We start from the raw sequence: 18,144 nt of genomic DNA on the forward strand, positions 1-18,144 counted from the left end.
GGCTACGGTGGAGCTACTGCTGTTTTCTCGGTGGAAGCGTGGTTGGGGACGTTCAGTCGGGTTTTTAGCCCGCAGAGGGCGCAGTGTTTGCGCAGAAGGCGCAGAGTCGTTCAACGGACTCTGCGCCCTCTGCGGTAACCGACGCCGGAACGTTATTTCCCTGTTACCTTGAACTCCGTGCGCCGGTTCAATTGGCGGCCGGCTTTGGAGGCGTTGGAGGCCACCGGCTGGGAGTCGCCATAGCCAGCGAAGGTCAGGCGGCCTTTGTCAATGCCTTTGGCCACGAGGTAATCTACCACGGCTTTGGCCCGGCGCTGGGAGAGGTCCTTGTTGTACTCGGCCTTGCCCACGTTGTCGGTGTGGCCCGAAATTTCGAGGCGCAAAGCCGGGGTTTCCACCAGCAGCTTTTGCAGGCGCTCCAGCTCATTGGTGCTTTCCTTGCGCAACGTGGCCTTGTCGAAATCGAAGAAGATGTTGTTGAGCACCACCTTCACGCCCACGTCGAGCTTCTTGAGGGCAATGTCCTTCACCACCTCCGCATACGCCGCTTTGGCCGGTAAATCGAAGTTTTCGGAGTGAAACAAGTAGCCATCCTTGCGTACCACAATGCCGTAGTTCACGCCCGAGGGCAACGACACTAGGTAGCGCCCCGACTGCGCGTTGCTCTGGAAGGAAGCAATGGTCTGGTTGAGCGAGTTGTCCACTACGTCGATGGTAGCCTCAATGGGCTGCTTGCTGGCCTCATCCGTCACCACGCCCTTTAGAATGGTCACCTGGGCGGCCACAATGGCTACCGGCGGAGCCAGCAGAGTTTCCTTCACCGGCTGCACCCGCGAGGCCAGCAGCTGGTCTTCCTGGCTGAGTACGGGCGGCTTCTCGGGGCCCAGGAAGGTAATCTGGTAAATGTCCTTAGAGCCCAGCCCATCATCCCGAAACGAGGAATAGTAGCCGTGCCGGCCCGAGGCGGAAATTACAAAGAACACGTCATCGTCGGGGGTATTGATGGGCCAACCCAGGTTTTCCGGCTGGCTCCACTTGCCGTTCTCAAACACCGATTTGAAGATGTCGTAGCCGCCCATGGAGTTGTGCCCTTCCGAGGAAAAGTACATCGTCTTGCCATCGGGGTGCAGAAACACGCCTTCCTCGCCGTACTGGGTGTTGATGACGGAACCCAGGTTCTGGGCCGGGCCCCGGCCTTCCATCTCAATCTTGTAGATGTCGCGCCCACCCAGGCCACCCTCTTTGTCGGTTACGAAGTAGAGGCTGCGCCCGTCCGGTGTGTACGCCGCCGATGACTCGTGGTATTTGCTGTTGATGCGGGAGCCGAGCTTCTGGGGCTTGCGCCACTCAGCCCCGCGCAGGTTGGCCTCGTGCAGGTCGCCGCCATTGTCTTCCATGTATACCAGCAGGCGCTGCCCGTCGGGTGAGAGGCCTACGGTGGCATCGTGGCCGTCGGTGTTTACGCCCTCACCCAGGTTGCGGGCATCCACCCAGCTGCCTTTGGTGGTGCGGGTGCTGGTGTAAATGTCTTCCATGAAGCCTCCGGTTTCGGGGTCCTTCTGCTCGCCCGTGGAGCCCGGCCGCCGCGAGGTAAACAGAATCACCGATTCGTCGGCCGTAATAACCGGACCGTATTCAGGATAAGGCGAATTCACGCCGGGGCCGGCATTATCAATAAACACCCGGCTGGGCTTAGCGGCCAGCTTGCGGCCGTTCTCGCACTCCCGAATCTTCTTCTGAATGTCCTGGGTGAAGCCGGCGGTGTTTTTGGAGCCGGAAGCCGGCGTGGCGCGCTTATACTCGGCAATGGCCTCGTCCCACTTCCCGTTCAGGTGCAGCCCCCGGCCCAGGGCGTAGTGAATGCGCGGGTCCACGTCGGGGTTGAGCTGGTAGGCTTTCTGCAGGTACTCCAGCGCCCGGGGCTTGAAGCCGGAGTGTAGGTAACTGTCGCCGATTTTGTAGTTGAGCTGGGCGTTGTTGGGGTTGAACTTCTGGGCGGCCAGATAGTGCGGCAGGGCCTGCTCGTAGCGGGCAGGGTCCAGGTCATAGAACTCGTCGCCGAGCTTGATTTCCTTGAGGGCCGCCTTCAAGCCGTCCTTGTCGTTGCCGAACTGGTCTTTGCTGAACTCTACGTTCTGGGCCAGTACCGAGGCCGGGGTACTCAACAGCAGCAGGGAGGCGAGTAGGTACTTATGCATGAGTATCAGATGCGTTGTGAAAAACCGTCATGCTGAGCGAAGCCGGAGGCGAAGTCGAAGCATCTCTACCTCTGACTAATTGCTACTACAACGAAGCGGTAGAGATGCTTCGGCTTCGCTCAGCATGACGTTCTTTTTTGTTCTTACTGTTCTACTCGGCCGCGCCGCAACCGGAGTTGGCGGCGTGGGTGTTGCCGACTTCCAGGCCCAGCTCGGCGGCCTTGCGCCAGTCCTGGCAGGCGGCGTCGGGGCTGCGCAGCATTTCGCGGGCGTGGCCCCGGTTCAGGTAGGCCTCGGCGTACTGCGCGTTCAGGCTGATGGCTTTGCTGGCATCGGCTTCGGCCTTTTTATAGTCTTCCAGCTTGAGGTAGGCGGCGGCGCGGTTGTTCCAGGCAAAGGCATACTGCGCGTCCAGCTCAATGGCCTTGGTGAGGTCGTCCACGGCGCCTTTGTAGTCGCCCTGCTCGTAGCGGGTGCTGCCGCGGTTGGTGTAGGCCAGGGCGTTGTCCTGCTTCTGGCGCAGGTAGTCGTTGTAATCCTGGAGGGCACCTTTCAGGTCGCCGGCGCGGCGGCGGGTGGCGGCGCGGTTCAGCAGGGCCGGCAGCAGCTCGGGCTGCAGCTTCAGGGCCTGGGTATAGTCCTGAATGGCGGCGGGCAGGTTATTGAGCTGGCGCTGGGCGCTGCCCCGGTCGTGCCAGGCGTAGGCGTAAGCGGGGTCGGCTTTGATGGCGGCGTCGAAATCAGCCTTGGCGGCCTGGTAGTCGGCCTTCTCGAAGCGCAGGGCCCCGCGGTAGTACCAGGCCGGGGCATAGTCGGCCTTCAGCTCGGCGGCTTTACCATAGTCCTGCTCGGCCTCAGCGGGCTGTTTAAGCGCCTCCCGGGCCTGGGCGCGCCCAAAGTAGGAAGTGAACGTGTTTGGGTCGAGCTTGATGGCCTGGTCGTAGTCCTGTACGGCCGTAGGGTATTCCTTCAGCTCGTAGCGTACGGCGGCGCGGTTGTAGTAAGCCTTGGCAAAATCGGGCTTGGCGGCCAGGGCCTTGTCGAAATCCTGGAGGGCAGCCCGGTAGCTTTTCTGGTTGAACTTGGCCACTCCGCTGTTGTAGAGCTTTTCGGCCTGCTGGGCCGGGGGCAGGGTGGAGGCCCGCACGGTATCCACCTGGGCGTGGGCCGTGGCGGCGGCCAGCAGCAGGCCAATAGAAAGGATATGGGTCTGGTTCATTCTATCCCGCCCGTTTCAGAGGCGTGGGATAAATGTAATTTTATTTGCGGAAAAGGCGGTCCGTGAAGATGTTAAATGTTAGCTGTTTGAACTTTGGCAAGATAGAACTAGACACTTGCTCAGGCACCAGCGCATGTGCTCCGCAATTGAGTGTGCCTATGCCCCCAGAGCTTTAGTGTAGCTTAGGTAAGCAGGGTATTGCTCCCGGGCGCGGGCGAAAGCACCGCTCCGGGTACAGGCTCTACTCTGGCAGTTGGGTCCGCACCATTTCTTCCCATTCCCGCCGCAACGAGCCGGCTACTACTGGCTGTCCGGCCCGTCGGTACCAATAAGCGGCATTGCCGGCGTCGCCCTCCTGCCGGTGCAGAAAAGCGTGCAACCAGTTGTGTAGGGCATCGTGCTCATTATCCTGAGCAATGCTATGGGCCCGGTGCCACTCGTCGCGGCCGGCATACCACAGGGCCTCCAACAGGGGCGAAAGACCGGCTGGTGGCTCGGGCTGCGTGAGGGAAGAAACAAAGTTGGCGTACGTCATAAGACAACACATTCTGGACTCATGAAAAAAGCAGCCTGCCCACAAACTTCCACCCCTGGCCGGGGTTCTATACGCCAACTGTGGCAGTGCGGCTGCAGTTGCGTAATTTTGTAAGGCCGTTGGGTAATTCGCCCCGGCAGTAGTTCATCTTAAAGCCTAGCTTTCACCTATGGCCACGTATCCCGAATACATGGTAGCCCCGATTCGTCAGGACCTCGTTGAGGCCGGTTTCGAGCAACTGATGACCCCTGAGGAGGTTGATACCGTCCTCAATGAGCAAAGCGGCACCGTGCTAGTGGCCGTAAACTCCGTGTGTGGCTGCGCCGCCGCCAAAGCCCGGCCCGCCCTGAAAATGGCCGTTTCCAGCTCCGACAAGAAGCCCGCCAAGCTGGTAACCGTGTTTGCTGGCATGGAAACCGATGCCGTGGCTAAGGCCCGGGAGCATATGCTACCCTACCCGCCCAGCAGCCCCTGCATTGCGCTGTTTAAGGATGGAGAGCTGGTACACATGATTGAGCGTTACCACATTGAAGGCAACGACCTGATGCGCATCGTACATAATCTTCAGGGGGCTTTTGAAGAATATTGCTAATTAGTTGTCTTTTTCCGTAATTTAATCGCCTGACCGTCTATGACACTACGTCATAGACGGTTTTTCGTATAGAACAGATATTCACATTCGCGCTATGTCACTGTTAATAGAATACGGGGTTCAGTCGTTGCCGTGGGATAGTCAGTTCTTCGGATTTCCGGTGGGGCGCCTGAAAGGGAAACGCTTCACAGAGGAGCAGTTGCGCGAAGTAATCCGGCTGGCTCGGGAGGAGGGTTGGCGGCTGGTGTACTGGTTTGTGGAGCCCACGGATACCGTATCAGCGGCTAGCGCCCAAGCTCTCCGGATTAAACTCACCGACCGCAAAGCCCGGTTTGCGCGGCCTGTGCCGGCCATTCCCCCGCCCGTTGCCCCCAACGTTCTGCCCACCGACGAGCTTACACCCCGCCTGCTGGATCTGGCCCGGCAAAGTGGTCATCATTCCCGCTTCCGGGTCGACCCCGTATTCCAGGCCGGGCTCTACGAGCGGCTCTATGAGCACTGGATCCGAAGCAGCGTAACCGGCCAAACGGCCCGGCAGGTGTTGGTCTATCATCCGGTGGCGCAGCCAGACGCCCTGGGCCTAATTACGCTGGGCTACCAAACCACACACGCTATTATTGGCCTGCTGGCCGTGCAGCACGAATACCGGGGGCAGGGTATCGGCAAGCAACTGGTTGAAGCCGCCCTACACTACGCCCATGCCTGGCAGCTACCCGAGGTGCAGGTAACCACCCAACTCGACAACAAAGGCGCCTGCCGTTTCTACGAGCGGGAAGGCTTCGAGCGAGTCCACGAGGAACACGTATACCATTTGTGGTTATAGAGGTGAGTTATGAATGATGAGTTTGTTGTTCAATCAACTCATCATTCATAACTCACCTCTCCCTTAGTTCGCCACTTCGCTCAGGAACTTGATGCGCATCAGGCGCAGGTCTTCCTCGGTGTAGTCATCGGTGCCTAGCTCTTTCAGGGCCACGGCAATATTATCGGTTTGGGCCGTCATGAAGTAGTCGTAGATTTCTTCCTGCCGCTCCTCATCCAGCACCCCGTTGATGTAGTAGTCGAGGTTGAGCTTAGTGCCGGAGTAACAGATGTGCTCGATTTCCTCCATCAGCTCCCGCATATCGATGCCCTTAGAAGAGGCAATTTCCTCCAGGTCCATCTTCTTATCAATCTGCTGGATGATGTAAATTTTGATTTTTGACTTATTGACGGCCGATTTTACCACCACGTCGGCGGCCGTCATAATGTCGTTGTCCTCCACGTACTTCTTGATCAGGTCCAGGAACGGGGCGCCAAACTTCTGCGCCTTGCCCTGACCCACGCCCGATACGTGCGACAAATCCTCCAGCTTGGTGGGGAACGTTGTGGCCATTTCCTTCAGGCTGGGGTCCTGAAACAGCACGTAGGGAGGCAGATTTTTCTGCTGAGCTACTTTTTTGCGCAGGGCCTTCAGCATCTCAAACAGGGCCTCATCGTGGCCGGCTGCCTGCTGCACTTCTTCCTGTTCCTGTTCTTCTTTCACCTCTTCCTCGTAGTTATGGTCCTTGGTGAGCTTGATGGAATGCGGATTCTCAATGAAATCAATGCCCTTGGAGGTGATTTTCACCACCCCAAAGTTTTCAATATCCTTCTCGAGCAGGCCGTTGAGCAGGCTCTGGCGGAGCAGGGAGTGCCAGAACTGGGCATCGTGGTCTTTGCCCAGGCCGTACACCGGCAACTTGTCGTGGCCGTAGCTTTCCACGTGGGGGTTGTTCATGCCCATCAGCACGGTGCCGATGTGGTCGAGGCCAAACCGCTCGTCGGTCTGCACCACCGCTTTTAAGGCATTCAGTACTTCGTTTTTGGCCTCAAACCGCTCCTTGGGATGCTTGCAGTTGTCGCAGAAGCCGCAGTCCTTCTCAAAGGTTTCGCCAAAGTAGTGCAGTAGCTGTTTGCGCCGGCACACGGCCGAATCAGCGTAGTTGGCCATTTCCTGGAGCAGCAGCTTGGAGTTGTCACGCTCCGTTACGGGCTTGTCCTTATTGAACTTCTCCAGCTTCACAATATCATCGTAGCTGTAGAACATCAGGCAGTCCCCTTCCAGGCCGTCGCGGCCGCCGCGGCCGGTTTCCTGGTAGTAGCCTTCAATACTCTTGGGCGTATCGTAGTGAATTACGAAGCGCACGTCGGGCTTATCGATGCCCATGCCGAAGGCAATAGTGGCTACAATCACATCGGCTTCCTCGTTCAGGAAAGCGTCCTGGTTAGCCATGCGCACGTGGGGGTCGAGGCCGGCGTGGTAGGGCAGGGCCCGCACGTCGTTCACTTTCAGCAGCTCGGCAATTTCCTCTACTTTTTTGCGGCTCAGGCAATACACAATGCCGGCCTGGCCCTTGCGCAGCTTCACGTACTGGATCAGCTGCTTTTTGGTGTTGTGCTTGGGCCGCACCTCATAGTAAAGGTTGGTACGGTTGAAGCTGGTCTTGAATACCGAGGCCTCATCCATTTGCAGGTTCTTCTGGATGTCCTGCTGCACCTTGGGCGTAGCCGTGGCCGTGAGGGCAATAATGGGCACCTGTACACCCAACCCGTCTATAATGCTGCGGATTTTGCGGTACTCCGGCCGGAAGTCATGGCCCCATTCCGAAATGCAGTGCGCCTCATCAATAGCCACGAAGCTGATGGTGGCTTTGTTCAGAAACTCAATGGTTTCGTCTTTGGTCAGGCTTTCGGGCGCTACGTACAGCAGCTTCACCTCCCCGCTAATCACGTCCTTTTTCACCTTGTTCATCTCCGACTTCGAGAGAGTCGAGTTCAGAAACTGGGCATTTACCCCGAAGGCATTCAGCTGGTCCACCTGATTTTTCATCAGGGCAATGAGGGGCGAAATGACGATGGCCGTGCCAGGCAGCACAAGGGCTGGGAGCTGGTAGCACAGGCTCTTACCAGCCCCAGTAGGCATAATGACGAAAGTGTTGTTGCCGGCAATTACGTTCTGGATGATGTCTTCCTGCACCCCGCGGAACTGACCGTACCCAAAAACTTCCTTTAACTTGCCTTTCAAATCAGCCTCTTGCTGCACTTGTTGTTTCACGGCTGGCATGGACATCCTCACTTACTCAGTTGGGTTGGCAGATTGGAGCAGCAGCACACCGGTGTTGCTTACTCAATCTAGGGATTTTAGGTATTCTGTACTAAGGAGTTAGGCGAAAGAATTTGGGTTTATGCAAATTTTGTCGTCACCGTCCTGCTTCCGAAATACAATATCAAATTTAGATTGAAACCGCAGAACGAACTTCATAGCATCGCAAAAAAAGTGCTTCAGCAGGAAGCTGAGGCAATTCAGGGAGTGGCAGAGGCCATTAGCCGTACCCCCGATTTTGCACAATGCGTAGAGGCAATACTCTCTTTGCGCGGCCGGGTGGTAGTCACGGGCATCGGTAAGAGCGCCCACATTGCGGGCAAAATGGTGGCTACCTTCAACTCTACTGGCACACCGGCCTTGTTTATGCACGCCGCCGATGCCATACACGGCGACCTGGGCATGATTCAGCCCGGCGACTTTGTGGTTGCCATCAGCAAATCTGGCGACACACCCGAAATAAAAGTGCTGGTGCCCCTGCTCAAGCGCAAAGGCGTACCCCTGGCAGCTTTGGTCAGCAACGCCGACTCCTACCTGGCCGTGCAGGCCGATTATGTGCTGCACGCTCCCGTGCGTAGTGAGGCCTGCCCCCACAATCTGGCTCCTACTACCTCTACCACTGCCGCCCTGGCCCTGGGCGATGCGCTGGCCGTGTGCCTGCTGGAAAGCCGGGAGTTTACGCGCCAGGATTTTGCCCGCCTGCACCCCGGCGGTACGCTAGGTAAGCAACTCTACCTGAAAGTAGGCGACTTGAGTCGCCAGAACCAGCAGCCTCAGGTGCCCGATACGGCTCCTTTGAAAGATGTCATTCTGGAAATTTCGGGTAAGCGCTTGGGCGCTACGGCGGTACTAGCCGATGGTGGCGAACTGGTGGGCATTATTACTGATGGAGACATTCGCCGTATGCTGACGACGTACGAAGGCCGGCTGGAAAGTGTGCGTGCCCAGGATATTCTGACTCCATCCCCGGTGACAATTGACGTGGATGATTTTGCGGTGGAAGCACTAGCGCGTATGCAAAGCCGTAACATCACGCAATTAGTTGTGCTGGAGCAAGGCAAGTTCAATGGGTTTATTCATCTGCATGACTTGTTGCGGGAAGGTCTCGTTTGAATTATTTTAGTTAAATAAATTAAAAGAATTGTTATATAAAATTCAGATTAGTTAATATTGCTTCAGCCGATACACGGCACGTACTACTTCCGTACCTTGGACGAAGTAGTATAGCTACGGTCGGGCCCTTGCCAGTAGAATCTGCTCTATCTACTTTTCTCTCTCCAATAACGGACGTTCGATCCGACTCCGATGGAACAGCACACCTACCTCGTTGTAATGGCCGGCGGCATTGGCAGCCGGTTCTGGCCTTTCAGCCGCACGCATCATCCTAAACAGTTTCATGACGTGCTCGGATTGGGCCGGTCAATGCTCCAGCTGACAGTTGACCGGTTTCGGGGTATCTGTCCGCCCGAAAATGTGTTTGTGGTCACCAACCGTGACTACATAGAGCTGGTGCATCAGCACCTGCCTGAGCTGCCGGCCGACCAGATTCTGGGGGAACCCATTGGCCGCAACACCGCGCCATGCATTGCCTATGCCAGCTACCGCATTGCCCAGCGCGACCCGGAAGCAGTAGTGGTGGTTACGCCAGCCGACCACGCCGTAATGCACGAGGAGAATTTCCGCGCAGCCATCCGCACGGCGCTGGATGGCGCCCGCACGCACGACGTGCTCATTACGCTGGGCATCCAGCCTTCCCGCCCCGACACGGGCTATGGCTACATTCAGTTTCTGGATGAGGTGGTGCGGCCCCAGGACGTGCAAACGGCCCCCGGCCACGAAGACGGGCAGTTTCCGCAGGAACTACGCAAAGTGAAAACCTTCACGGAAAAACCTAATTTAGAGCTGGCGAAGATGTTCGTGACCAGCGGGGATTTCCTGTGGAATTCTGGTTTGTTTGTGTGGCGGGCTGATGCCATTATTCACGCCTTCCATCAGTACCTGAGCGACATTGCGGAGGTATTTGACGAAGGTGAGGAGCAACTAGGTACAGCGCAGGAGGATGCCTTCATTGGTCGGGCCTATAGTCAGTGCCGCAACATCAGCATCGACTACGGGGTGATGGAAAAGGCCGATAACGTGTATGTACTTCCCGCCGACTTCGGCTGGAGCGACCTGGGCACCTGGGACTCCCTGCACCGCATGGGCCAGCACGACGCCGACGAGAACGTGGTGGACGGCAACGCCCTGCTCTACGACACCAAGGAGTGCGTCATTAAAACTCCGTCCGAGCGCCTGGTAGTAGTGCAGGGCCTGGAAGGCTACATTGTGGCCGAGTACGACAACGTGCTGCTCATCTGCAAACGCACCGAAGAGCAGCGCGTAAAGGACTTCGTAGCCGACGTGAAGTCGAAGAAGGGGGTGGGGTATAATTAGGATTAGGGATAAAAGGAGAAGGGATAAAGGACACCGTTCAACGACTGTCCTTTATCCCTTCTCCTTTTATCCCTAATCCTTCTTCAGACGCTGCCGCAGCACCTCGTACAGCATGATGCCACTGGCGACGCTTACGTTGAGGGAGCTGATCTGGCCGGCCATGGGGATGCGCAGCTTGTGGTCGGCGAGGCGCAGGTACTCGGGGCTGATGCCGTCTTCCTCGGAGCCCATCAGCACGGCCAGCGGCCCGGTCAGGTCCACGGTTTCGGCTTCCAGGCTAGCGTCCGACTTCTCGGTGCAAGCCACCACCTGCACCCCCGATTCACGCAGGAACGTGAGCGTGTCTTTGAGGTTAGACTCCCGGCATACCGGAATCAGGTTGAGGGCCCCGGCGGAGGTTTTCAGGGCGTCGCCGTTGATTTGAGCGGCACCGCGGCTGGGTACCACAATGGCATGTACGCCCATGCATTCGGCATTCCGGGCTATGGAGCCAAAGTTGCGCACGTCCGTTACGCGGTCCAGCACCAGCAGCAGCGGGGTTTTGCCTTCCTCGTACAGCCCGGCCAGAATGCTGTCCAGCGGCATGTAGTCGATGGGCGAGACGAAGGCGACGGCCCCCTGGTGGTTTTTGCGGGTGATGCTGTCGAGCTTCTCCACGGGCACCATCGACACGGGCACGTCGGCGGCTTTGGCCAGGGCAGTGATGTCCTGGGTCATGGAGTTTTTGGTGCCGCGCAGCAGGAAAATCTTGTCCAATGTGCGGCCCGCGTTCAGCGCCTCCAGAATGGGCCGCAACCCAAAAATCATGTCGATACTACGGTCCTGGGGAGGACGGTGGTACTGGCTTTTGTCGGGGCGGCTACTTTCGGCGCGGCCGCCTTCAAACCGGCCTCCCTCGGCACGGCTGCCCTCGAAACGCCCGCCTTCGGGGCGGCCTTCACCGTCGCGCCCGGCGGGGCGGCGGTTGGGTACCGGGCGGTTTTCGGAATCGTAAAATTGGCGGCGCTCGGTTAGCGGCCGGGCTGGGCGGTTCGTCCTTTTCTCCATTGCTCCACGGCGGCATACCAGAGTTGTTCGTACTCGGGGCGGCGCACCAGTTCGTAGTTGTCGGGGGCAAAGGTACTGGGTTTCGCGCGGAACACGAAGGTGCCGCTGCGCTCCACATCGGTGCGGTACACCCACCGCTCTGTGCCTGCCTCCCGGTACACACTTTCCGGTGGCCCCAGCACCAGATACAGCAGGCCCCGGTCCGTCAGCCAGCCGGCCTTATGAGCCGAAAACAGCTGGCTGGCCTCCATCGTGCGGCCATAATAAGTGCGGATCAGCTGGCGGGCAATGGGCTGACTATTGCTGGCCACTGTCAGCCAGAACTGATCCACGGCTTTCTTGGGGTCGGGCGCGTCGAAGAGCTTTTTACGCTCCTGGGAGGTCGTTAGGTAAATCAGCGGGGCAATCAGTTCGTCGGCGGTGGTCAGCTCTGGAAACTGGTTGTCTTCCACTAGCAAGCCACTCCGCAGGCGGGTGCCGCCCATCCGTAGCAAAAACAGCCCGGCCGGCAATTTCAGCAGCTGGTCAGCGCGGAACTGGGCCGAATCCTGCATACTGAGCGTGCGGGACTGAGCCCCTTGGATACCGGCCGCGGCCATTGGTGGAGCCGCGGCCAGGGAGCTAAGCGGGTAACGGTACACCGTCAGCCGCTGGTCGGGTCCGTAGGCACTCACCCCGAATACCTCCCGGGCGTGCAGGTAACGCCGCATCAGCGGCTGATTAAGTGAATCGGTGAGGATGAACGTGCGGGCCAGGTATTCCGGGCGGAGTTCCAGCCAAGCCGCGTCCCCGCTCACGGCTTCCTCAGCCGGCCCTACGGCCATGCTCAGTACTTGCCCGGCCCGCAGCTTACTGAGCGGCAGGCAGAAATCAACGCGGGCGGCTGGGCCATCAGGGCGCAGGCGGCGGCTCAGTTGGCGCACGGTGTCCTGCCACAGCGGGCGGCGGGTGTCATAATCGGTCCAGGCCACTACGTGCAGCGGAAAACCACGCCGCAGCAGGTTGCGGTCCGGGAAGCGCAGGTACACCCGCACACTATCACCCTCCCGCCGCGTGTCCACCTGAATGCGCCGTTCCGGCCGGTACTGTGTGGCAAAGTCACGGCGGGGGGCGGCGTGGAGGGATAGGGGGAAGATGAGCAGCAGTAAGAGCAAGTATGTTTTCATAGGCGTTCCTAGTTGCTTCACTCCCAACCCCTCTGCGGGAGGCGGGGGCTTTGGCTCTGGCTTCTAGCTGTAAAACGTGGTGGGTTTAGAACTGCAAGGACGATGTAGAGACGCAATATTTTGCGTCTCCTCGTTGCTGAGGTTACTTGGCTTTGACGGTCCTAAGTCGTTCAATGAGCAGACGCAAAGTATTGCGTCTTTACATCGTTCGGCCCCAGTTACGAAAAAAGCCGGCCCCGTTTCCGGAACCGGCTTCTTATACGCAAAAACCGTGCGGCTTACTAGCGGTAGTATTGCTGCAGCAGCGTGAGGGCGCGGGTGGCGCGCTTCTGGTCGCCGATGGCATCGGCGGCGCGGCCAATGCTGTTGAGGCCCAGCAGGTAGGTCTGGAACTCCTGGTCGAACAGGGCTTGGTTGTGGGTGCTGTAGTAGGCCAGAGCCCGCTCGGCGCGACCGGTCATGGTATCCATGATTTCGTTGGCCCGCTGCTGCTCGCCCACCGCCACCAGCGCCGGGATGAACTGCGGCACGTAGTAATCATATGGAATAGCCTTGTCGGGCATCACCTCGAAGCACTTGTCGATTACCTGCTTAGCGCGAGTCTTGTCGCCGGAGGCCAGCAGCGCATCGGCCAAGCGGGCAAATTTGTCGCGGTAGTTGGCCGGGAAGCGCAGGTTGTTCTCGTCGTAAAAGATGTTGGCGTTGTCGAGTCCCCGGAAGGCAAATTTCTTCATCAGGTTATCGTACATCAGGTTCTGGGCAATGTAGCCTTCCTCGGAGCCGCCTTTGGGGTCGAAGTTCGGATCCTTGGCGGGCAGAATGCGGTAGGCCATGCCTTCCAGCTGGAAGTAGGGCTGCAAACCCATGAAGTCGCGCGAGTCCACAGTGCTGCTGAAGTACACCGGGCGCTGCCAGTTATTGGTAGCCAGGATGTCCAGAATCACCAGGCTTTTCTTTTCGATGGCACTTTTGCCCACCTGCCACTCCATGCGCGGCACCAGCTGCTTGCGGCGCTCGGCCGGAATAATGCCCAGCTTCTCCACCGCGGCTGTATCCACGGGCAGGTAGAAGTTGCGGGTGGGGAAGGAGAGCAGGGACTTGGAACCATCACCGTAGCTCACCTGGAGCAGCGGGCTGTTCTGGTTGACCAGCTGCATGAACTCCTGCACGTTCACCTCCTTCACCGAGGGGTTCTCGGCGTAGGGCAGGTAGTCGTTGGTGCCCTGCTTGTAGTTGCCGTTCTGCATGGAAATGGGCAGCGGCTGCGACTTGTAAGCGCGGCGCTTCATCTGGTCGATGTACCAGTCGGTGTTCAGGTAGCTGAGCACGGCCACGCGCACGTCCGTCCGGATGCCTTCCACTTCCTGAGCGTACCAGAGCGGGAAGGTGTCGTTGTCGCCGTTGGTAAACAGGATGGCGTTGGGGGCGCAGCTGTTGAGCAGGTTTTTGGCCGAGTCGATGGAGTTGTAGCGGTTGCTCCGGTCATGGTCGTCCCAGCCCTGCGTCACCATCAGGCCCGGCACCACTAGGCCCAGGGCCGTTACCACACCGGCCCGGGCCGTGTCCGATTTCACCACTTTCTCCAGCAGCTCGGCCAGGGCCAGCACGCCCAGGCCAATCCAGATGGCGAAGGCAAACGTGGCGCCGGCAAAGGTGTAGTCCCGTTCCCGGGGCTCAATGGGGGGCTGGTTGAGGTAAATGACAATAGCTAGGCCCGTGAACAGAAACAGCAGGCCCACGATAAAGGCGTTGCGGCCGTCGCGGCGGGCGTGAAAGAACAGGCCCAGTACACCCAATAGCAATGGCAACGCGAAGAAGGCATTACGGGCCGGGCTGTCGGCTACCCGCTCGGGCAGGCCGGCTCCGTTGCCGCTGCCCCACAAAATGCCCGACTGCTGAATATCACCTTCGCGGCCCACGTAATTCCACATAAAGTAGCGCCAGAACATGTGGCCCATCTGGTACTTGGTCAGGAACGAGAGGTTCTGGCCCATGGTGGGTTTTACACCCTCCTGAATATCCACCCACTTTTTGTAGTTGTACAGGTGCAGCGGGTCGTTGCTGTAGAGGCGGGGGAGCAGCATCTTGTCCTCGGGGTTGTACTGCAGCACGGGGCGGTACTCGGCCACCACATACTTGTCGCCCTGGCGCACGTAGCGGGGGGCGCCGTCTTCCTGGGCAATGGGCTGGGCGTTGAACTGGGGGCCGTAGAGCAGCGGCCGGTCACCGTACTGCTCCCGCTTCAGGTAGCTCACAAAGCTGAGCACATCCTCGGGGTCGTTTTCGTTGATTGTGGGGTGGTAGGAGCTACGGATGGGCACAATCAGGTATGAGGAATACCCAATCAGGATGAACACAAAGCTCAGCATCACCGTGTTCAGCAGGCGGCTGCGGCGCTGGAACGAGAGCCGAAATCCGAACCAGATCAGGGCTACGAACAGCAGCAGGAAAATCACCAGCCCGTAGTTGAAGGGCAGGCCCACACTGTTCACAAAGAACACCTCAAACGCGCCTGCCAAGGTGGGCAGGCCGGGGATGATACCGGCCAGAATCAGGCCCACAATTACGCTGCTCACTACCAGCGTGATAATACCACCCAGGGCGGTAGGGTTCTGGGTGCGGCGGTAGTAATAGATGAAGCCCAGGGCCGGAATGGCCAGTAGGTTGAGCAAGTGTACCCCAATGCTGAGGCCGATAACGTAGGCAATGAGCACCAGCCACCGGTCGGAATCGGCCTCGTCGGCGCGGTTTTCCCATTTCAGCATCAGCCATACCACCACCGCCGTGCACAACGACGACATGGCGTACACTTCCGCTTCCTCGGCATTAAACCAGAATGAATCGGAGAAGGCGTAGGCCAGCGCGCCCACGGCACCGGCGCCCAGAATCAGTAGGCTCTGGCCGAAAGTGGGCTCCAGGGCCCGGTCGTCGTGCAGGCCGGGGCGGTGCAGCACCAGCTTCTTGGCCAGCATGGTGATAATCCAGAACAGGAACAGCACCGTGAACGAGGAGCTCAGGGCCGACAGCGTATTCACCAGTACCGATACCTTGGTTACGTCGCCGAAGCTCAGCAGGGAAAACAGCCGGCCCAGCAGCAGGAAGGTAGGCGCGCCCGGCGGGTGGGGCACCAGCAGCTTGTAGGAGCAGGCAATAAACTCGCCACAGTCCCAGAACGAGGCCGTGGGTTCCAGCGTGAGCAGATACACAATGGTGGCAATGGCAAACACCAGCCAACCGACCAGATTATTCAGACGGGAGTAACTCTGCATAAGTGGGGAAAAGGACCGCCGAAGCCGGCCCGTTGCTGAACGACGGGAATAAGGAGCTGAAAGAAATTCAGTGAAAGCCCAAAAATAGAGAATAAGTCCTGAGCCCGCGTCACTAAATCAACCAACCCCGGCGCCGGGCTCAACCAAACCCGCAAACCCGCCTGCCTCCGGGGCTAGTGCCCTACGGGCCGGGAGGATGGGCAGCAAAAAGCCCCAACCGGTCGGGTTGAGGCTTTGGGCACGGAGTAGTAAGCAGTGGATAGCTCAGTTCTGCAAGACAAGGCGTTTGGTAGACAGTACCTTATCATTCTGCACCAGGCTGTAGAAGTACATGCCGGCGGGCAGGTCCGAGAGGTTTAGGGGCATACCGCCGTCGGCGGCTTCGGGGCGTAGCGCCACCGTCCGGATTTCCCGCCCAATGATGTTGCTCAGGCGCAGCTTCAGCTCACTCTTTACCGGCAACTGGTTGATGGAAACCGTTACCTGCCCCCGGGCCGGGTTGGGATATACCGACAAGGTAGGTGAAAGGGCCTTGGCCGTGAGGGTAGGGGTAGCACTGCTAACCGTAATAATGCCATATTGCCCGGCTCCAGGTACGCCGTGCGCCGTGCAGTGGTATGGAAACGAGCCAGCCGTGTTGAAGGTAATAGACTTGCTAGGATTCGCCGCATTCATCGGAAATGTGGCCCAGGCCCCGTTGTCGGAGGCTGTAGGGTGGCTGCTCTGGCCCACAAACTGCCACATTACCACGTCGCCGGGGCGAATGGTCACAAACTGCGGGCTGTAGTAATTGTCGCCTACCTCAATGGTAATAGTGGCAGCCAGGGCCGAAAGCTGCGTAAGCAGCAACAGCAGCACCAACGTCAGACGAGTAGAAAATTTCATAAGTAGGATGGGAAAGTGGGTGCAAAAACCGGTGGGCGCCCGCCCCTGCGTAAGCAAGATACGCAATTGCCAGCGGCTACTGGTGTATAAAGACAATCATCATGCCCGTTCAGCGAGTGAACGTACCAGCCAGATGCTCCGTCAGACGATTCAGTTGCATTGGGGTTTAAGCAAGTGGGTTAGCCCGGGGTAGTGCCGTACACCAATAGTCCGCCAACCAGCAGGGCCTGTTTGCTCCGTAGTGCTGCCTGACCCACGGAATAGGGCACCAGCTCCCCGCCCAGGGCCGTAAACTCGATTTGGCGAAGCGGTAACACGGAATGGGTGGTGCGGCAACTAGCCGCGCGACGGTAGGCAGCAGGCGTAAACATGGCAAATAGCGAGCTATATGGATGTATAGCTGTCTACTCGGCACCATCTGCCAAAAGGTTGCCTTATGTTCTAGAGTAAATACTTTATTTCTTTCAAATCGAAGTACCGCAGTCCGTTGGTAGTGGCCAGAGCCAGGCGGCCGGCCTCATCTACGCCCACAATCTGCCCGCGCAGGCGCTGCCCGTGCGCTTCGTACTCGTGCTCTTCCTGAAACCGGTACAATACCCGCAGGTACTCGGTGCGCAGGCCCCCGATTCGGCCGCCGCGCAACTGTAGGTAGCGCCGTTCCAGGCTTTCGAGCAAGCGGGCTACCAGCACGGGCACCACGTAGGAGTGGTTGGTAATACTGGCCAGAGAGGTAGCCGTGGGCACGGCAAATTGGCGCTGATTGATATTTATCCCGATGCCCACAATACTATGCTGAATCTTTGTCCCGCTGAGTGTGTTCTCAATGAGGATGCCGCCCAGCTTCTGGTTGCCAAAAAACAAGTCGTTGGGCCACTTCACGCGCAGCTGCGAGTCGGGACCGAGCAGGCTGCTGAGCCAGTCGTGTACGGCCAGGGCTACGGCCTGGCTGAGCAGAAACTGGTCGGCAGCTGGCAAAAAGACCGGCTTCCACACCACCGACATCGTCAGGTTTTCACCCGGGGCCGCCTCCCACTGGTTGCCACGTTGGCCGCGGCCGGCGGTCTGTTTGTCGGTTATGACGCAACAGCCATCCGTGGCCCGGTTTTGGACAGCCAGTTGGTGTGCCTCCGTGTTGGTGGAGGGGCATTCGGGCAGCCAGAGAAGCTGTTGGCCCGTGAAGAGCGTTTGGGGGGATAGTGCCTCCACCTGTTTTTCGTACTTTGTGACGTTCAAACCTAACAATACCCTATGAAAAGTACCCTGGTTCGGCAGGATTCGGACAAGTTGGCAGATGTAGTAGTGCGCGGCATGCAGGAGAAGAAGGCCTCCGACATTGTGGTGCTCAATCTCAAAGACCTCAAAAATGCCGTGGCAGATTATTTTATTATCTGCTCGGCTTCTTCAGATACCCAAATCGATGCCATTGCGCGGTCCGTCGAGGAGGAAGTGGAAAAGCTGACCGGCCAGAACCCCTGGCAAACGGAAGGCCGCATGAACCGGGAGTGGGTATTGCTCGACTACGTGGACGTAGTAGTGCACGTTTTCCTGCGCGACCGGCGCCAGTTCTACGCGCTGGAAGAGCTCTGGGGTGATGCCGAAATTACGTACGTAGAAGACGAAGTAACTCCGGCCGCTGTAAAGTAAACTGCGGCTGCTTGCGTCTTCCTATAAGCAGG

15 protein-coding genes are annotated in these 18,144 nt (G+C 58.5%); 5 read left to right on the plus strand and 10 right to left on the minus strand.

All coding sequences use genetic code 11. The annotated features are described in order from the left end of the window. Positions 1-152: 152 nt before the first annotated feature. The 3 genes from EI290_RS06565 to EI290_RS06575 all read right to left on the minus strand — a co-directional run bounded on the left by EI290_RS06565 (position 153) and on the right by EI290_RS06575 (position 3,952). The gene (locus EI290_RS06565; protein ID WP_125427940.1) at positions 153-2,198 is read right to left on the minus strand and encodes an OmpA family protein; all 2,046 of its coding nucleotides are present in this window, start codon (positions 2,196-2,198) and stop codon (positions 153-155) included. Between the two features lie 151 nt (positions 2,199-2,349). Then, complete coding sequence (locus EI290_RS06570) at positions 2,350-3,417, minus strand: tetratricopeptide repeat protein (RefSeq protein ID WP_125427942.1); 1,068 nt, start codon at positions 3,415-3,417, stop codon at positions 2,350-2,352. A 241-nt stretch (positions 3,418-3,658) separates the two neighbouring features. Next, positions 3,659-3,952 (minus strand): hypothetical protein, encoded by a 294-nt coding sequence (locus EI290_RS06575; RefSeq protein ID WP_125427944.1) that lies wholly within the window; start codon positions 3,950-3,952, stop codon positions 3,659-3,661. 169 nt (positions 3,953-4,121) lie between these two features. Here EI290_RS06575 and EI290_RS06580 point away from each other — a divergent pair, with 169 nt between their 5' ends. Further along, positions 4,122-4,544: a BrxA/BrxB family bacilliredoxin gene (locus tag EI290_RS06580; RefSeq protein WP_125427946.1), complete on the plus strand. Its 423-nt coding sequence runs from the start codon at positions 4,122-4,124 to the stop codon at positions 4,542-4,544. Between the two features lie 94 nt (positions 4,545-4,638). Further along, positions 4,639-5,367, plus strand: a complete 729-nt coding sequence (locus tag EI290_RS06585; RefSeq protein WP_125427949.1) for a GNAT family N-acetyltransferase — start codon at positions 4,639-4,641, stop codon at positions 5,365-5,367. A 63-nt stretch (positions 5,368-5,430) separates the two neighbouring features. Here EI290_RS06585 and recQ read toward each other — a convergent pair whose 3' ends face one another. Continuing rightward, positions 5,431-7,629: a DNA helicase RecQ gene (gene recQ / locus EI290_RS06590; RefSeq protein WP_125428286.1), complete on the minus strand. Its 2,199-nt coding sequence runs from the start codon at positions 7,627-7,629 to the stop codon at positions 5,431-5,433. Positions 7,630-7,803: 174 nt separating this feature from the next. On the opposite strand from recQ, the gene EI290_RS06595 reads away from it, so the two are divergent. Beyond that, positions 7,804-8,781, plus strand: coding sequence for a KpsF/GutQ family sugar-phosphate isomerase (locus EI290_RS06595; protein ID WP_125427951.1), 978 nt, complete (start codon positions 7,804-7,806; stop codon positions 8,779-8,781). Between the two features lie 192 nt (positions 8,782-8,973). After that, positions 8,974-10,101, plus strand: a complete 1,128-nt coding sequence (locus EI290_RS06600) for a mannose-1-phosphate guanylyltransferase (RefSeq protein ID WP_125427953.1) — start codon at positions 8,974-8,976, stop codon at positions 10,099-10,101. Positions 10,102-10,173: 72 nt separating this feature from the next. On the opposite strand, the gene rlmB is transcribed toward EI290_RS06600, so the two are convergent. The 6 genes from rlmB to EI290_RS06630 form a co-directional block, all read right to left on the minus strand. After that, complete coding sequence (gene rlmB / locus EI290_RS06605) at positions 10,174-11,148, minus strand: 23S rRNA (guanosine(2251)-2'-O)-methyltransferase RlmB (protein ID WP_317127464.1); 975 nt, start codon at positions 11,146-11,148, stop codon at positions 10,174-10,176. Continuing rightward, positions 11,112-12,314 (minus strand): GWxTD domain-containing protein, encoded by a 1,203-nt coding sequence (locus tag EI290_RS06610; RefSeq protein ID WP_125427955.1) that lies wholly within the window; start codon positions 12,312-12,314, stop codon positions 11,112-11,114. The genes rlmB and EI290_RS06610 overlap by 37 nt, the downstream gene beginning before the upstream one ends. 281 nt (positions 12,315-12,595) lie before the next feature. Next, a complete protein-coding gene (locus EI290_RS06615; protein WP_125427957.1) occupies positions 12,596-15,583 on the minus strand; it encodes a glycosyltransferase family 117 protein in 2,988 nt (995 codons plus the stop codon). A 264-nt stretch (positions 15,584-15,847) separates the two neighbouring features. Further along, positions 15,848-16,468, minus strand: coding sequence for a T9SS type A sorting domain-containing protein (locus EI290_RS06620; RefSeq protein WP_125427958.1), 621 nt, complete (start codon positions 16,466-16,468; stop codon positions 15,848-15,850). A 179-nt stretch (positions 16,469-16,647) separates the two neighbouring features. Further along, positions 16,648-16,839, minus strand: a complete 192-nt coding sequence (locus EI290_RS06625) for a hypothetical protein (protein ID WP_125427960.1) — start codon at positions 16,837-16,839, stop codon at positions 16,648-16,650. 70 nt (positions 16,840-16,909) lie between these two features. Continuing rightward, positions 16,910-17,701: a biotin--[acetyl-CoA-carboxylase] ligase gene (locus EI290_RS06630; RefSeq protein ID WP_125427962.1), complete on the minus strand. Its 792-nt coding sequence runs from the start codon at positions 17,699-17,701 to the stop codon at positions 16,910-16,912. A gap of 15 nt (positions 17,702-17,716) precedes the next feature. On the opposite strand from EI290_RS06630, the gene rsfS reads away from it, so the two are divergent. Next, the gene (gene rsfS, locus EI290_RS06635; RefSeq protein WP_125417949.1) at positions 17,717-18,112 is read left to right on the plus strand and encodes a ribosome silencing factor; all 396 of its coding nucleotides are present in this window, start codon (positions 17,717-17,719) and stop codon (positions 18,110-18,112) included. The last annotated feature ends 32 nt before the right edge of the window (positions 18,113-18,144 follow it).

The sequence above is a fragment of the Hymenobacter metallilatus genome (assembly GCF_003944705.1).
Classification (GTDB): domain Bacteria; phylum Bacteroidota; class Bacteroidia; order Cytophagales; family Hymenobacteraceae; genus Hymenobacter; species Hymenobacter metallilatus.

What these genes read in the sequence shown, in the direction of transcription:
- EI290_RS06565 (WP_125427940.1), bottom strand. Translation starts at nt 2,198, where the DNA reads ATGCATAAGTACCTACTCGCCTCCCTGCTGCTGTTGAGTACCCCGGCC.
- EI290_RS06575 (WP_125427944.1), bottom strand. Translation starts at nt 3,952, where the DNA reads ATGACGTACGCCAACTTTGTTTCTTCCCTCACGCAGCCCGAGCCACCA.
- EI290_RS06620 (WP_125427958.1), bottom strand. Translation starts at nt 16,468, where the DNA reads ATGAAATTTTCTACTCGTCTGACGTTGGTGCTGCTGTTGCTGCTTACG.
- EI290_RS06580 (WP_125427946.1), top strand. Translation starts at nt 4,122, where the DNA reads ATGGCCACGTATCCCGAATACATGGTAGCCCCGATTCGTCAGGACCTC.
- EI290_RS06600 (WP_125427953.1), top strand. Translation starts at nt 8,974, where the DNA reads ATGGAACAGCACACCTACCTCGTTGTAATGGCCGGCGGCATTGGCAGC.
- EI290_RS06570 (WP_125427942.1), bottom strand. Translation starts at nt 3,417, where the DNA reads ATGAACCAGACCCATATCCTTTCTATTGGCCTGCTGCTGGCCGCCGCC.
- rsfS (WP_125417949.1), top strand. Translation starts at nt 17,717, where the DNA reads ATGAAAAGTACCCTGGTTCGGCAGGATTCGGACAAGTTGGCAGATGTA.
- rlmB (WP_317127464.1), bottom strand. Translation starts at nt 11,148, where the DNA reads ATGGAGAAAAGGACGAACCGCCCAGCCCGGCCGCTAACCGAGCGCCGC.
- recQ (WP_125428286.1), bottom strand. Translation starts at nt 7,629, where the DNA reads ATGCCAGCCGTGAAACAACAAGTGCAGCAAGAGGCTGATTTGAAAGGC.
- EI290_RS06615 (WP_125427957.1), bottom strand. Translation starts at nt 15,583, where the DNA reads ATGCAGAGTTACTCCCGTCTGAATAATCTGGTCGGTTGGCTGGTGTTT.
- EI290_RS06625 (WP_125427960.1), bottom strand. Translation starts at nt 16,839, where the DNA reads ATGTTTACGCCTGCTGCCTACCGTCGCGCGGCTAGTTGCCGCACCACC.
- EI290_RS06585 (WP_125427949.1), top strand. Translation starts at nt 4,639, where the DNA reads ATGTCACTGTTAATAGAATACGGGGTTCAGTCGTTGCCGTGGGATAGT.
- EI290_RS06610 (WP_125427955.1), bottom strand. Translation starts at nt 12,314, where the DNA reads ATGAAAACATACTTGCTCTTACTGCTGCTCATCTTCCCCCTATCCCTC.